Source organism: Mucilaginibacter sp. 3215 (assembly GCF_050433785.1).
Lineage (GTDB): Bacteria > Bacteroidota > Bacteroidia > Sphingobacteriales > Sphingobacteriaceae > Mucilaginibacter.
This window is the reverse complement of the sequence record NZ_JBNPWO010000009.1, coordinates 105,733-120,507: the sequence shown is the minus strand read 5'-3', so window position 1 is coordinate 120,507 and position 14,775 is coordinate 105,733. Positions and strand designations below refer to the sequence as shown.

15 protein-coding genes and 1 tRNA gene are annotated in these 14,775 nt (G+C 43.0%); 7 read left to right on the top strand and 9 right to left on the bottom strand.

The window, feature by feature from the left end:
• The first annotated feature begins 108 nt into the window (after nt 1–108).
• Nucleotides 109–180, top strand: a tRNA-Arg gene (locus tag ABIC84_RS16245).
• Between the two features lie 36 nt (nt 181–216).
• On the opposite strand, the gene ABIC84_RS16240 is transcribed toward ABIC84_RS16245, so the two are convergent.
• Nucleotides 217–1,059, bottom strand: coding sequence for a helix-turn-helix domain-containing protein (locus tag ABIC84_RS16240; RefSeq protein ID WP_429264234.1), 843 nt, complete (start codon nt 1,057–1,059; stop codon nt 217–219).
• A gap of 87 nt (nt 1,060–1,146) precedes the next feature.
• Between ABIC84_RS16240 and ABIC84_RS16235 the strand changes: the two genes are divergently transcribed.
• Entirely contained in the window at nt 1,147–1,542 is a 396-nt protein-coding gene (locus ABIC84_RS16235) for a DoxX family protein (RefSeq protein ID WP_176628520.1), read from the top strand.
• 4 nt (nt 1,543–1,546) lie between these two features.
• Nucleotides 1,547–2,494 (top strand): polysaccharide deacetylase family protein, encoded by a 948-nt coding sequence (locus ABIC84_RS16230; RefSeq protein WP_429264233.1) that lies wholly within the window; start codon nt 1,547–1,549, stop codon nt 2,492–2,494.
• Nucleotides 2,495–2,645: 151 nt separating this feature from the next.
• On the opposite strand, the gene ABIC84_RS16225 is transcribed toward ABIC84_RS16230, so the two are convergent.
• Nucleotides 2,646–3,848, bottom strand: a complete 1,203-nt coding sequence (locus ABIC84_RS16225) for a sulfatase-like hydrolase/transferase (protein ID WP_429264232.1) — start codon at nt 3,846–3,848, stop codon at nt 2,646–2,648.
• Nucleotides 3,849–4,366: 518 nt separating this feature from the next.
• Nucleotides 4,367–4,726, bottom strand: a complete 360-nt coding sequence (locus ABIC84_RS16220; RefSeq protein ID WP_429264231.1) for a winged helix-turn-helix transcriptional regulator — start codon at nt 4,724–4,726, stop codon at nt 4,367–4,369.
• A gap of 75 nt (nt 4,727–4,801) precedes the next feature.
• Here ABIC84_RS16220 and ABIC84_RS16215 point away from each other — a divergent pair, with 75 nt between their 5' ends.
• Entirely contained in the window at nt 4,802–5,617 is an 816-nt protein-coding gene (locus tag ABIC84_RS16215) for an SDR family oxidoreductase (protein WP_429264230.1), read from the top strand.
• A 103-nt stretch (nt 5,618–5,720) separates the two neighbouring features.
• On the opposite strand, the gene ABIC84_RS16210 is transcribed toward ABIC84_RS16215, so the two are convergent.
• Nucleotides 5,721–6,008, bottom strand: a complete 288-nt coding sequence (locus ABIC84_RS16210; RefSeq protein ID WP_090527999.1) for a hypothetical protein — start codon at nt 6,006–6,008, stop codon at nt 5,721–5,723.
• 165 nt (nt 6,009–6,173) lie between these two features.
• Here ABIC84_RS16210 and ABIC84_RS16205 point away from each other — a divergent pair, with 165 nt between their 5' ends.
• On the top strand, nt 6,174–7,058 hold the full coding sequence (locus ABIC84_RS16205; RefSeq protein ID WP_429264229.1) for an oxidoreductase: 885 nt from the start codon (nt 6,174–6,176) through the stop codon (nt 7,056–7,058).
• Nucleotides 7,059–7,156: 98 nt separating this feature from the next.
• Entirely contained in the window at nt 7,157–7,963 is an 807-nt protein-coding gene (locus ABIC84_RS16200) for a helix-turn-helix domain-containing protein (protein ID WP_429264228.1), read from the top strand.
• A gap of 317 nt (nt 7,964–8,280) precedes the next feature.
• On the opposite strand, the gene ychF is transcribed toward ABIC84_RS16200, so the two are convergent.
• Complete coding sequence (gene ychF / locus ABIC84_RS16195) at nt 8,281–9,384, bottom strand: redox-regulated ATPase YchF (protein ID WP_426585514.1); 1,104 nt, start codon at nt 9,382–9,384, stop codon at nt 8,281–8,283.
• Between the two features lie 218 nt (nt 9,385–9,602).
• Between ychF and mgtE the strand changes: the two genes are divergently transcribed.
• Nucleotides 9,603–10,973, top strand: coding sequence for a magnesium transporter (gene mgtE / locus ABIC84_RS16190; RefSeq protein WP_426585512.1), 1,371 nt, complete (start codon nt 9,603–9,605; stop codon nt 10,971–10,973).
• A gap of 87 nt (nt 10,974–11,060) precedes the next feature.
• Here the strand turns inward: mgtE and ABIC84_RS16185 are convergent, their stop codons facing one another.
• From ABIC84_RS16185 to parS, 4 genes are all read right to left on the bottom strand, one after another.
• Nucleotides 11,061–11,393, bottom strand: coding sequence for a DUF3276 family protein (locus tag ABIC84_RS16185; RefSeq protein ID WP_090528014.1), 333 nt, complete (start codon nt 11,391–11,393; stop codon nt 11,061–11,063).
• Between the two features lie 200 nt (nt 11,394–11,593).
• Nucleotides 11,594–13,381: an ABC transporter ATP-binding protein gene (locus ABIC84_RS16180; RefSeq protein ID WP_429264227.1), complete on the bottom strand. Its 1,788-nt coding sequence runs from the start codon at nt 13,379–13,381 to the stop codon at nt 11,594–11,596.
• A 355-nt stretch (nt 13,382–13,736) separates the two neighbouring features.
• Nucleotides 13,737–14,198, bottom strand: coding sequence for an RES family NAD+ phosphorylase (locus tag ABIC84_RS16175; protein ID WP_429264226.1), 462 nt, complete (start codon nt 14,196–14,198; stop codon nt 13,737–13,739).
• The gene (gene parS, locus ABIC84_RS16170) at nt 14,195–14,692 is read right to left on the bottom strand and encodes a type II RES/Xre toxin-antitoxin system antitoxin (RefSeq protein WP_429264225.1); all 498 of its coding nucleotides are present in this window, start codon (nt 14,690–14,692) and stop codon (nt 14,195–14,197) included. Before parS ends, ABIC84_RS16175 begins: the two co-directional genes overlap by 4 nt.
• Nucleotides 14,693–14,775 lie beyond the last annotated feature (83 nt).

Here is a 14,775-nt window from a genome sequence, read left to right as displayed (position 1 = left end):
GCAGTAATATTGACAATGACCCTTACTAAACTTACGCTTTATTACTACACGTTAATATATCAAACAATGCTTTTGGTTTAAATCAATTTTATATCTTTGCCCCTGTCTGCTCCCGTAGTTCAATGGATAGAATTATGGTTTCCGGTACCATCGATATGAGTTCGAATCTCGTCGGGAGCACAAAAGGGACTTGCAAATTGTAAGTCCCTTTTTGTTTCATCTATTCACTTCCGCATACCTCTTCCTATATGCAGTCGGATTCTCTCCCTTATATTTTTTAAAGATGCGGTTCAGATGGCTTTCATCGGTAAAACCGAACTCGTAGGCTATTTCGCTCATGCGTTTATCGGTGTATTGCAGGCGGGTTTCTATCAATTTCAGCTTATAGCTGGTAATGTACTGCTGTAAGCTTTCGCCGGTGGTTTTCTTAAAATATTCGCTGATGTAGTTTGGCGAAAAGTTAAATGAGGAGGCTATACACTCGGCCTTGAGGCGGTCGGGCTGGTAAATATATTCGTGGATATAGTTAAGTAGCGGCAACGTAGTTGTTGAAGGCTGTTTTAAAATATTGGCATGCTGCTGTAGCGTGATATTGCGGGCGGCAATGGTTATAATGGTATTCATCAATTGCTCAACTACCTCATTATGCTGAGAAAACTCGTTTGATGTTTCTCGTTGTAAAGCCTCTATCAGCGCCCTTACCAGCGGCTTATCGGTAACAGTTTTAAGGATACAACCAGGCAAATGGTTATGGTTATGAAAAATGTATTCCATTTTTTTAACCCACTTTTCGCTTTGTGTTTTCAGGTAGCTATCAGTAAAGCGGATGAAGTAAAAGCGGGTTAGCTCGTGCACCTCAAAGCCGTGGTGATCTTCCGGAAAAATCAAAAAGAATTTATCAGAAGCATAAGGCAGTTCATGCCCGTTAATGATCTGGATCCCCTTACCTTCCAGCGTAAATACCATTTCAAAAAAAGTATTACGATGCGGTTTGGCTGTGTACTGGTTTGTTTCGAGCAACTCCAGTTCATAAGGCCTGTACAGGTTCTTGGTTTCCATACCCGTAAAGTTACAGATCATCCCCCTGAATGTACAAGGCGCAGGCACCGATTATACAGAACTTTGACTTATCAAAACAAACACATCATGAACGATTTAACATTTGTAATACTAAGACTGGCCGTCGGAGCCAGTATGTTTGGTCACGGCCTGGTCCGCTTACCTAAACTAAATGGTTTCAGCCAATGGATGGTTGGCACTTTTGAAAAGTCAATGCTGCCCAAAGCTATGGTAACACCCTTTAGTTACCTGTTACCAATTGCCGAATTTATTATAGGTATATTGCTTTTATCGGGCTTATTTACTAAACCTGCTTTAATTGGCGGTGGCCTGGTAATGATCATATTAATATTAGGCAGCTGTTTGATCGAGAATTGGGAGATCCTTCCTTCACAGCTGATCCATGCTGCTTTCTTCGCCGTACTGCTTCAGTTTTCGGCTAACAATACCTATTCATTAGATAACCTTTTCTTTAATAAATAAGATCATGAGCTCAAGAAGAGATTTTGTAAAACAAGGCGGACTTTTAGGGTTGGCCGGCCTTGTGGGCAGTAATTTGGCATCGGCTAAACAAAACACATCGGCAAATAACTTTAATACCTCAAAATGGGCCGATGGTTCAAGGCTGGTGGTTTCTGTATCCATGCAGTTTGAGGCCGGTGGTCAGCCGGATAATGCCGAGAGCCCGTTTCCGCAGAATATGCAAAAAGGTTATATCGATCTGCCCGGTGCAACCTGGTTTCAATACGGTTATAAAGAAGGGATTCCCCGTATGCTGGATAACTGGGATAAACTGGGCATTAAAGTAACGTCGCACATGGTTGGTTCGGCTGTACTTAAAAACCCCTCCTTAGCTAAAGAAATTGTGGACCGTGGACACGAAGCTGCAGCACATGGCATGAATTGGGCCACGCAATACACCATGCCCTATGAACAGGAAAAGCAGTTTATAAAAGATGGCGCCGATGCCATTAAAAAAGTAACCGGTTTTACTCCGGTAGGCTACAACGCCAATTGGCTGCGCCGCGGCGAAAACACGCTGAAAATATTACAGGAACTTGGTTTTGTATACCATATTGACGATTTGAGCCGCGATGAGCCTTTTATCATCCCCATAAATCAAAAAGATTTTGTGGTGGTACCTTATACCATCCGCAACAACGATATTGTGCTGATTGAAGGCAAAAATTTCTCGGCAGATCAATTCCTCACACAGGTAAAAATGGAGTTCGACCAGCTTTATGCCGAGGCTGAATTTAAACGCCGCCAAATGTCAATCAGTTTCCACGACCGTATTGGCGGTACCCCGCAAATGGTTAAGGCCTCCAATGAGTTGATCAAATACATACAACAGCACAAAGGCGTAAGCTTTAAACGAAAAGATGAAATCGCTAAAATGGCTTTGGAGGATAAGACGACGATAAGGGAGAGTTAAGGACAATATATAACCATGTCATTGCGAGCGCAGCATGGCTATCGCACGGAAGCATATCGGCCCTGTATAGCATGCGATTGCCACGTCGCACCCGAGCTCTTTCCCATTCCGCTCCTCAATGACATGGTTTTATTAAGCGTTTAATTATATTCTAATTCTCCTTCATACCCGGATATTGGTCAAAAAGAGCTTTTAGCTTTTGAGCCATTTCAGGGTATTCATTTATAACATTGGTACGTTCGCTGGGGTCATAAGCCAGGTTAAACAGTTCGGTTTTTGCAGGTAGCGGCGAACCTGCTACGCCACCAACATTGTTATTTGCCTTTACTTCACGATACTTCCAGTCGCCAAGGCGCACAGCCTCGCAAACGCTGTTGTTATAATAGTAAATAGGTCTGTGTTCGGGATGTTTAGGCACTTTGCCAGTTAATACATCGGCTATCGACTGCCCATCCAGGGTACGGCCTTTCGGCAGCGGGGCACCAGTCCAATTGGCAAGTGTAGGCAACACATCCAGATTACTCATCATGCTGGTGATGCTTGCGCCAACCGGAGTATGATTTTTCCAGTAAACAATGAATGGCTCACGTACCCCGCCTTCATATGTTAATCCCTTGCTGCCGCGAAATACACCGGCGGTACCTGCATCCCAATGTTTAGTGGCACTATCGCCAAGCATCCGGTCAGGGAAATCTATCCACGGACCATTATCGCTCGAGAACATGAATATCGTATTATCGGCCAGTCCCTGCTTTTCCAGTTCTGCCCAAACCTGGCCAAGGCTTTCATCCAGTTGTTCAACCACATCACCCAGGTGCCCACCATCGCTTCTGTTCTTATTTTTTGCCGATGATGCAAAGGCTACCGGTAAATGCGGCATGTTATGAGCCAGATACAAAAAGAAGGGTTTATCACCCTTTTTCTGCTCCTTGATAAAGCGAATGGCTTCCCGTTGGTACAACTCAATTAGGGATGAATCAGCAGGTTTTAAGATCTCGGGCTTATGATTTCGGAATACTTTAATTGTGGTATCTGTTTTCACATAAGGCGACCGATAATCGTGACTATACAGCAAGCCATAGTATGAATCAAAGCCCTGTGCCATGGGATGGTTGTAAGCTGCATGATCGCCGAGATGCCATTTGCCTATCATGGCAGTTTTATAGCCAATTTGTTTCAGCATTTCGGCAATGGTAATTTCCTGATCGGGGATACCAAGCTTTGATCCGGGGCCTATCGGTGCCGGCAAATTCATCCTTGAAGCATAACGCCCGGTAAGTAATGAGGCCCTTGATGGTGTGCATGTTGGGCTGCTCACCACATAATTGGTTGCCCTTACCCCTTTTTGCGCCATTTTGTCGAAAAGGTGTACGGATCACCGGGTTACCATAGCAACTTAAATCAGAGTACCCCATATCATCGGCCAGTACAAAAATAATATTGGGCAATTGCCTTTTTTGTGCCGGAGCCGGTGCAATTAAAAATATAAAAACCAAAAGGAAAAGGCCTTTGCAGGTTAATTGGGTATGATGTTTCATTACCGGGTGAAAATAGTTTTTAATAACGGACGACCGTTAAAGATAACTTAACTTTTACAATGGGGAATGACAGTGAAGGAAAGCCAAAAAGCTTTCAAGTCGTCTCGTAAGAGTAATAGGCTATAAAAGGCTGTTAAAGAAAACGGCATGGCGCATAGTTGACTCACCCGGTCTACGCTTCGCTGGACCACCCTCTCTATCCTTCGGATAAAGAGGGTAAGAAAAATATAAATAAATCGCCCTTCTTTACGCTTGCGTAGAGAGCGGTGACAAGCGCAGCGATGTCGGGGTGAGTTGATACGGCGTCTAATTCTTTGTTTATGCCCTACAACTACTATTTATCAGCCTTGCGCAGCATTTCCCTGTGCTCCTTGCCCCATTTTATCATTTCTAAAATGATGCCGCCAAAACTCCGGCAATACTCTGTCGATTCATACTCGATCAATACCGGTAAAGTTGGCGTTACTGTACGCTTAACAAGCTTATTCATCTCCATGGTTTTCAGCTCGCGCGATAACATGCGCGTGGTAATACCGGGGATGCTCCGCTCAATTTCTCTGAAACGTTTGTTTCCGTTGCAAATAGAATTAATGATTGGCAGCGTCCATTTACCGCCAATAACATACATGGTGTCTTGTAAAGCCTGCCGCTCATCGGCATGATTACGTTGGTGTGACGTTATTCCCTCTTCCATACTGGTATACTCTGTGTAACTGGTTACAAAATTATACCAATTATAACATACTTTTGCATCAAAAAATAAAATACCATGTCAAAAACAGTTTTTATAACCGGAACAAGCAGCGGACTGGGCAAATTAACCGCTAAACATTTTGCACAACAAGGCTGGAATGTAGCCGCCACCATGCGTACACCCGAAAAGGAAACCGAACTAACACAATATCCTAATATCAAAATATTTAAACTGGATGTAACCAACCTTGAACAGGTAAAAACAGCAACAGAACAAGCGATAGCCGCTTTCGGTAAAATTGATATTGTGGTGAACAATGCAGGTATGGGTACTTACGGTGCACTGGAACTTGCCAAAGAAGAAGATATCGACTGGCAGTTTGCGGTAAATGCCCGCGGTCCTATTAATATCATCCGTGCCTTCCTGCCTCATTTCAGGGAAAACGAAGGAGGTATGTTCATCAACATCAGCTCTTTTATGGGTATCACTTCGGCCGTACCACTTGGCTCACTGTACAACATGTCGAAATTTGCATTAGAAGGCCTTACAGAAGGACTATATTACGAGCTAAAACCGCTTAATATTCATTTAAGACTGATAGAGCAAGGCGGATCAAAAGGAAACAACTTTGTTGAAAGCGTAGTTTGGAACCAAAACCCGGATATAACCGCGTACAATGAACTTACCAGCAAACTGCAAAACCTGATGGGCTCACGCGATGAATCACAGCTTGATGATCCGATGTTGATTGTTAATGCTATTGATGATCTTGCCACCGGCAAAAGCAACAAGTTCCGTACGGTGATAGGTAATATGGGCAACGTGCTAATGAACATGCGCAGCTCGATGCCTATTGAGGAATATATGGATAAGATGAGCAGCTTCTTTTAACCGTGATTTGTAGGATTTTGGGATTGCCCTGATAAAACGAGCTAATGAACCCGCTCGCATATTGGGGCAATTATTATTATCAACATTAAGAGCTTATAGTTTACTAATCGGTTTCTTGTAACAGACTTATACAATCATCATATAATTCATAAGTCGCATCGGGTGCCCGATCTTTTATTACCTGGCGGGCTATAAATTCAATTACCTGATGCCGGTTATTAGTAGGTATCCCTGTTTTTTCAAACCAACTTTCCGTTGTCGGAATATATACCAATGCAACGTGCCTGCCGGCAGCTAACTCGTACAGAAACTGCAACTTAATATCTCCATCCCTATAAATAACGTACCCTTCACGACCGTTATCAATATATTCTAACTGTTTAGATACCATATCATTTATTATTCTTTCTCTATCTACTAATATAACTTCTTTATCCGATACCTGACGACCAAAACCTGCAGCTCGACCTTTTCAACAAAGCAACTTGAGCTTTTTAACAAAACGCCGCGCCGCCTTTCAACCTAACTTTGTGTTATCAAAAAGAAAGATAACACTATGAAAAAAGTATGGTTTATAACAGGCAGCGCCCGCGGATTAGGCCGCAGCCTTACAGAAGCAGTTTTAGCAGCAGGCGATAATGTTGCAGCAACAGCACGTAACCCCGAACAATTGAAAGATCTGGCTGATCAATATCCCGGTCAGGTATATCCGATAAAATTAGATGTTACCGATTACCCGGCAGTATATAAAGCCGTTGCCGACGCGGTAGCCCACTTTGGCAAAATTGATGTATTGGTAAACAATGCCGGTTTCGGGATCATTGGTGCAGCCGAAGCGTTTACTGATGAGCAGGTACGCAGTCAACTGGAAACGAATTTATATGCCCCCATCGAGATCACCCGCGCGGTATTGCCTTATATGCGCAAACAACGTTCGGGCCGTATTTTACAGATCAGCTCGGTTGGTGGTCGCGTTGGTAATGCAGGTTTAAGCATGTACCAGGCAGCTAAGTTTGGTCTTAGCGGCTTCGCCGAAGCTTTAGCTAAAGAAGTAAAGCCACTTGACATACTGGTTACCAGCGTTGAGCCTGGGGGTTTCCGTACCGATTGGGCCGGCGACTCGATGAGCTACGCACCAAAGGTTGAAGGCTATGAACAAACTGTTGACGCGCGTGCCGATTATTTATCGAGCGGCAAATTTATTCCTGTAGGCGACCCCAAAAAAGCAGCGAAAGCAATAGTTGATCTGGTTGAACATCCGGAGCCTCCTGTGCACCTTATATTGGGCAGCGAAGCCGCTGGCTTATTAAAAGCTGCCGATGAAGCACGCAAGGCCGAATTTGAAAAATGGCTCCCTGTTACAACTTCAACTGATCATGCCGAAGCGGAAGATTTTCTGAATACAGAATTTGGGAAATCAATAACCGCTCAAAAAGCATAATATAATTTCGGTTGTGGGGACATGTTCCCCGGGATATATCAGACTTACGAAGCTCTTGAAACTTCGTAAGTCTTTCTTTATTATTAAATTTGAACAACATGCCTGTGCCAAATACAAAAACGTCGCCGCGGATACTTTATTCCTGTTACTCGCAAGTAAGCCGAGCTGGCGAGCAATTTATTGCCGACCATGTATTCGGCTATATCCTCTCCGGCGATTCGGAGCTTTATGTCAACGGTAAAAACTATTATTTTAAACAGGGCGACTACCGTTTTTTGAAACGGAACGAACTGGCAAAATTTGTAAAGCATCCACCCGCAGGCGGCGAGTTTAAAACCATCACCATCGGTATGGATCAGACTACGCTGCAAAGTATGAGTGCCGAACTTGATTTGCATGCGGATGGCCCGTATACAGGTGAAAGCGCCTTATTCTTAAGGCCAAACGACTTGTTCAGCAATTACATCGGGTCGTTAGCCCCGTATATGGATAAAAGCAGCGACGAAATTAGCCCGGCACTTACCCTGCACAAGGTTAAGGAAGCTGTAATGATTTTGCTGGAAACAAACCCCGAACTCAAAAATATCCTCTTTGATTTCAGCGAACCCGGCAAAATAGACCTGGAGGCCTTCATGGCCCAAAACTACCGCTTTAATGTCGACCTTAACCGCTTTGCTTACTTAACAGGTCGCAGCCTTGCTACTTTTAAGCGCGATTTTGAACGGATCTTTAATATATCACCTAACCGGTGGATCCAGCAGCAGCGATTGAAGGACGCCTACTTCCTTATCAAGGAAAAGAAGCACAAAGTATCGGATGTATATATGGATGTAGGCTTTAAAGACCTCTCCCACTTTTCCTTCGCCTTTAAAAAAGCTTATGGGGTAGCACCCTCAGCGGTGTAACCGCTGAGGTAGAGTCAAGAAATCAAGATTCAGGAGACAAGAAACAGGAAGTATGTACTGCCTTAAGTAATACAATAAATCGTATAACTAAAAAACGTCATTGCGAGGAACGAAGCAATCGCACGGAAGCAAATCCGCCCTGTAAAGTCGGGGATTGCTTCGTACCTCGCAATGACGCTTCATTTATATGTTTTTAAGAGCTGATAGAGTGCTGATTTTAAAAAAACCAGAAAAGAAACGGGAATCAACACCCAACCTCTTTTCTGGCTTTTTTTTATTATCTTAATTCCTGACTCTTGCCGCCTTGGGTATATTCCCTACACGTTAAACCTGAAGTGCATAATGTCGCCATCCTGCACAATGTAGGTTTTACCTTCAACGCCCAGCTTGCCATTTTCTTTTATGGTAGCTTCAACGCCGTTGAATTTCACAAAGTCATCGTATTTAATAACCTCGGCACGGATAAACCCTTTTTCAAAATCGGTATGGATCACGCCTGCCGCCTGTGGTGCGGTGAAACCCTGGGTAATAGTCCAGGCACGTACTTCCTGTACACCGGCCGTAAAATAGGTAGCCAGGTTTAATAACCGATAAGCAGCTTTGATCAGCTTGTTAACACCCGATTCGGTAAGACCAAGGTCATCCAAAAACATCTGGCGTTCTTCATAGGTTTCCAGTTGTGAAATTTCAGATTCAATCTGAGCTGAGATGATCAGCACTTCGGCATTTTCATCTTTAACAGCTGCTTTTACTTTTTCAACATAAGCATTACCGGTACTTACCGAACCTTCATCAACATTACAAACATATAATACCGGTTTGGCGGTAAGCAGCCAAAGGTCGGCTACATATTCTTTATCTTCTTCCTCAACAGGTGCAGTACGGGCCGACTTACCTTCCAGCAGGTGATTTTTATAAACGGTTAAAACATCAAAGGTTTTTTTAGCCTCTTTGTCGCCGCCGGTTTTAGCCATCTTTTCAACCTTCTGAATCTTTTTCTCTATAGATTCAAGGTCCTTTAGCTGCAGTTCAGTATCAATGATTTCTTTGTCGCGGATTGGGTCAACCGAGCCATCAACATGGATCACATTATCGTTATCAAAGCAACGTAATACGTGGATGATAGCATTGGTAGCGCGAATATTGGCCAAAAACTGGTTACCTAAACCTTCGCCTTTGCTGGCCCCTTTAACCAAGCCGGCAATATCAACTATCTCTATAACGTTTGGTACAATTGATTTTGGCTGTACTATTTCGGTAAGCTTTGTTAAGCGCTCATCCGGCACCGTAATTACACCCACGTTTGGCTCAATGGTACAAAACGGAAAGTTAGCCGCCTGTGCCTTTGCATTTGATAAGCAATTAAAAAGTGTCGATTTACCCACATTCGGCAAACCTACTATACCACATTGTAAACCCATTTTTGTGTTTTTAGTTGATTGGGTGAATGGTTGATTGGGTTGATTAAGTTTTGATTTCGGTAAACTACTCAACCATTTAACCTAATAAACCACTCACTTTAAAAAGCGCAAAGATAACAGAAAATTTTGCCTTATAATTTGAAAAAATAAACGACTTTTGCGCTCGGAAAAAAGAAGCTAAATATTAATACACCGATGTAAAAGAGGAGGGCCTATATATGGAAGAAATGGTTGAGCAAATAGAATTGTTGCTGGAAAAACAAGACGATACCCAATTACAGGAATATTTGAACAACCTTAACATATCGGATGTTGAAGAACTGATTGGTGAACTTCCTGAACATGGCCCAAAATTCATCGAAACCCTTTCGCTTAACCGCGCGGTTAACGTGTTCCGCATCCTTGAATTCCCTGTGCAAGAGCGGATCATCAAAAAACTTTCGGGTCAAAAGCTTGAAGATCTGATCAACGAACTCCCTCCTGACGACCGTACGTCACTTTTCAGCGAATTGCATGGTGACGCCGTTCAAAAACTTATCCAAAAACTTTCACGCGAAAACCGCGAGGAAGCTTTAAAACTTTTAGGTTACGAAGAAGAGAGCGTTGGTCGTTTAATGACGCCCGATTATATTGCCGTTAAACGCACCTGGGACGTAAGCCGGGTACTTTCGCACATTCGCCGGTATGGTAAAAACTCAGAGACCATCGATGTCATCTATGTAATTGATGAACACGGTGTTTTACTTGATGACATCCGGATCCGTGAGATCTTATTGGTAAAGCCCGAAACCAAAGTAAGCGAACTAATGGATGGTCGTTTGATTTCCCTTAGCGCAAGTGATCCGCAGGAAGAAGCCATCAACGTTTTCAGGATGAATAACCGCACCGCCCTGCCGGTTGTTGATAATAATGACGTATTGCTTGGCATAGTAACAGTTGACGACATCCTTTGGATAGCTAACGAAGAATATACCGAAGATATCCAGAAAATAGGCGGTACCGAAGCACTGGATGAACCTTATTTGGACATCAATCTTTTTAAACTTGTTAAAAAACGCGTTGGCTGGCTCATCATTTTATTTTTGGGCGAAATGCTTACCGCCACAGCCATGGGCTATTTTGGCGATGAAATATCCAAAGTAGTAGTACTGGCCTATTTTATTCCATTAATTATTTCGAGCGGTGGTAACAGCGGCTCGCAGGCATCAACCCTTATTATTCAGGCCATGGCACTGGGCGAAGTTACCGTTACCGACTGGTGGCGGGTTATGCGCAGGGAAATTCTTTCGGGTTTAATGCTTGGTGTTTGTTTAGGTTTAATAGGCTTTTTACGCATAGCAGCCTGGAGCATGTTCAGCAATATTTACGGCCCGCATTGGATGCTGGTTGGCTTTACAGTAGGCGCATCTCTTATCGGTATTGTTTTATGGGGATCATTATCGGGCTCGATGCTGCCGTTACTGCTAAAAAAACTCGGTGCCGACCCCGCTACATCATCAGCGCCTTTTGTAGCTACTTTGGTTGACGTTACCGGGTTGATCATATACTTTACCATAGCGGTATTATTTATGCGGGGGATATTACTATAACCCTGCCTTGAATACCACATACGCAAAAAGCCCTGCCTCTTAATAAGATGCAGGGCTTAATTATTTTAGTTTAGTATTGTTCTGTTGTTAGATCTCGAACGAAAAGTCTTCGTCGGCAGATGCCCTGGCAATTTCAGGGTTTTCGCTGTACTCATAGCGTTTTTCAACTACCTCCTGGTTTGATTTAATGTAGTCGATAGTATCCTTCAAACCTTCGGCAAACTTTTCGAAATCTTCCTTATATAAAAAGATCTTGTGTTTTACAAACACCCCATCTTCCAAACGCTTTTTGCTTTCAGTAATAGTAACATAATAATCGTTTGAACGGGTTGCTTTTACATCAAAAAAATAGGTCCGCTTCCCAGCTCTCACCTTCTTTGAATAAACCTCTTCACGCTCTCTATTGTCAAAATCTCCCATATATATTTACCTGTAATTAGTTTTGGTTGGCATAAATATAAATAAATTTTCAAAGTACAAGTATTTTATTCGTTATTATTGATTTTTTTGAAACAAAAGTGTCATTTTTTTGTGTACATGATCGTTTAAAGACAGGGCTATGAAAAGAGAAAGGTTGTGAGGGTGCTTTCCTGGAAACTGCCTTAGCAAAGAGAAGGCTGTTACGCGTCCTGCTCTTCTTCCAGTAATTGTTTTTCGTAAAGCTCAAAGTAGGTGCCTTTAAGCTGCATGAGGTACGCATGGTTACCCTGCTCAACAATTTGGCCGTTATCCATTACCAGGATCTTGTCGGCATTTTTTATGGTGGAAATGCGGTGGGCTATGATGATGCTTGTTTTATCCTGCATTACCCGGCCAAGGTTATTCAAGATCTCCTCTTCCGTGCGGGTATCAACTGCCGAAAGACAATCGTCAAAGATCAAAACCTGCGGATGCTTAAATATGGCACGCGCAATAGACACACGCTGTTTTTGCCCGCCAGATAAGGTAACACCGCGCTCTCCAATAAGGGTAGTAAAACCATCTTCCAGCTCAATGATATTATTGTATACCGCGGCATCTTTAGCCGCCTGCTCAACAACGGGCAGATCCAGCACGTCGGCGCTGAAAGCAATGTTATTGGCAATGGTATCCGAAAACAGGAAAACCTCCTGCGGTACAAAACCAATCTGCGAGCGATAGTTTTCGAGGCCAAGCGATTTTATCGACCGACCGTCAATGGTGATCTCCCCGCCTGTAGTATCGTACATACGCATCACCAGGTTGGCGATGGTTGATTTACCCGAACCCGTACGACCTATAATTGCCAGCATCTGCCCTGGCTCTACGGTAAACGAAACATTCTTTAAAGCCTGGATGCCGGTATCGGGATAAATGAACGAAACATCATCAAATTTAATTAATCCTTTAACATGATGTTTTTCGGCAATTGGCGAAATGATCTCTGGCTTTTGGTGTAAGAACTCATTGATGCGTTTTTGGGAAGCCGCGGCACGCTGCACCAAAGAGGTTACCCAGCCCAATGAAATAACCGGGAATGAAAGCATATTGAGGTACACAATAAACTCGGCGATATTACCGGGAGTAATGTTACCTTTTATTACTTCTACCCCGCCAACGTACATGGTTATCACATTGGCCAAACCCACAAGTAATAGCATGATCGGGAAAAACAGGGCTTGTACTTTAGCCAGTTCCATGGAGTGCACTTTATAGTCTTCACTCTCCTTGGCAAAGTTTTCGCGCACAAAGCTTTCGCGTACATATGATTTGATCACCCTGATGCCCGAAAAGTTTTCCTGCACAAAGCTGGATAAGCCCGACAGCCTTTCCTGGATCATCTCGCTGCGATGATTGATAATATTGTTTACATAGTAAATAACACCGGCCAAAATAGGCAATGGCAACACCGAAAAAACAGCCAGTTGTACATTAACCGTAAGCATGGCATATATTACCATAACAAACAATACTACGGTATTGATGGAGTACATAATACCCGGCCCAAGGTACATGCGCACACGGCTAACATCCTCGGTTACCCGGTTCATCAGATCACCGGTATTGTGGCGGCGGTAAAAGGCCAGTGACAGTTCCTGGTAGTGATTATAGATCTCGTTCTTTAAATCGTACTCGATATGGCGGGACATGAGGATGATGGTTTGCCTCATAAAAAACAGGAACAGGCCCCTAAGCAAGGCCAGTACCAATACCAGCGTACCAAACAGGAACAAACTGGTACCGAAAATATCATAAATAAAACTCTGCCTGTCGAAACCCGAAAAAAGCTGGTAGGCCCCTATGTTTTCGGTAACAAGATCGAACGCCACTCGGATAACCTGCGCCGGTAGCACACCAAAAACATTGGATATAATTACAAACAACACGCCCGGGATAAGCCGCCAGCGGTATTTGTAAAAGAATTTATTAAGGTATGCGAGGTCTTTCATTTATGATAGTCCGGAAGTCGGGAAGTCGGAAAAGTCCGCAAATCCTGACATGATGATCAAAAGTATTAAAATTTGGGGAGAGTGATGGAATGGAAAAGTCGGCCGGATGTAAGAATATTACATTGATATATCCGTTACTATCTCGCCGGTGTTCAATTTTTAAAAGTGTAAACACTTGCGTATTTTTCTAAAATAAACACCATTGATAATCAATATATTACAAACAACACAAACGCCCTTAAAAGTCCAATTGAACACACACATCCTAATAATCAATCAGTTACAAAATCAAGAAGTAAAAAGTTGAACACCCGTTTTTTAAAAGTTGAACACTGACAGGATCATGTCAGTATGATCAATCTTTTTTAATCAATCGTTTATCAAAAGTAAAAGGCCTTACCTCATCAATTTTCAACAAGACAGCATCTGGGTGCATCGGATTTATCAGCACGTTCTTAGCCAGCGGATCAATAACACTTGGAATATAAAGCAGCGCTGCGCTTTTTGATGTGAGCCAGGCATTACCTATCCTTTTCAACATGGCTGGTGCAGGATAACTGTTCCAGCCGGCAGGCAGTTGAGCAATATCCAATTCTTCACTAAGGGTTGTATCAGGTACTATAATACTCATGACCACAAGGTCGTTACGAATTTCTTCGGGTTGCAGGTGAACCAATACTTCCAGGATGGCCGTTGATGAATTAAAAGAGGTATATATCACAGGGATATGATCATGCCAGCGGGCTGACGACAACAAGCCTCCCCTGCCCGACAAATCATGAGCGTACTTTTCCCTGGTAATACGATAAAGGATCATGAATAAAACCCGTATTCAATTTGCGAAAGCAGATCGTTTACCATCCTCAAACCTTCACTGGTATCCAGCAGTTCTAAAGGTTGCTTATCTCCCAGGGCCATATTTGGGCGCATCAGCCATTTATCAACAGTAGCTGCATCACCTAAAATATCAAGCCCGCGGGTATAGATACGCGTAAACTCATAAAGAAAGTTTGATTGTTCGGGCGATAAGCGGTCATCCTGCCCATAGCGGTTAAGCTGCCTGGTACTGATATGAAGTATATTAGAAAGCTGAGCCCTGGAAACATTTGTTTTTTCTAAAATGCTATCAATAGCCAATCTCGGTATCCCATCCCTGATACAATCAATTATATTACTATCCATATCACACTTCAGGTGGGCTTTAAGATACTCATGCGGGAAAAGAAAAGAAAAAACATACCATGCGTCCGGCGATCCAATCTCCAGATCTGCTATATTTATTTTCTTTGGGTGATTAGCTACCTTTGCCATAATGTCTACCAATATACAGACAAATGTCTCAAATTCAAAATTTGTTTTTATAATCTTACTGTAATCATAAAACTTAAATATTC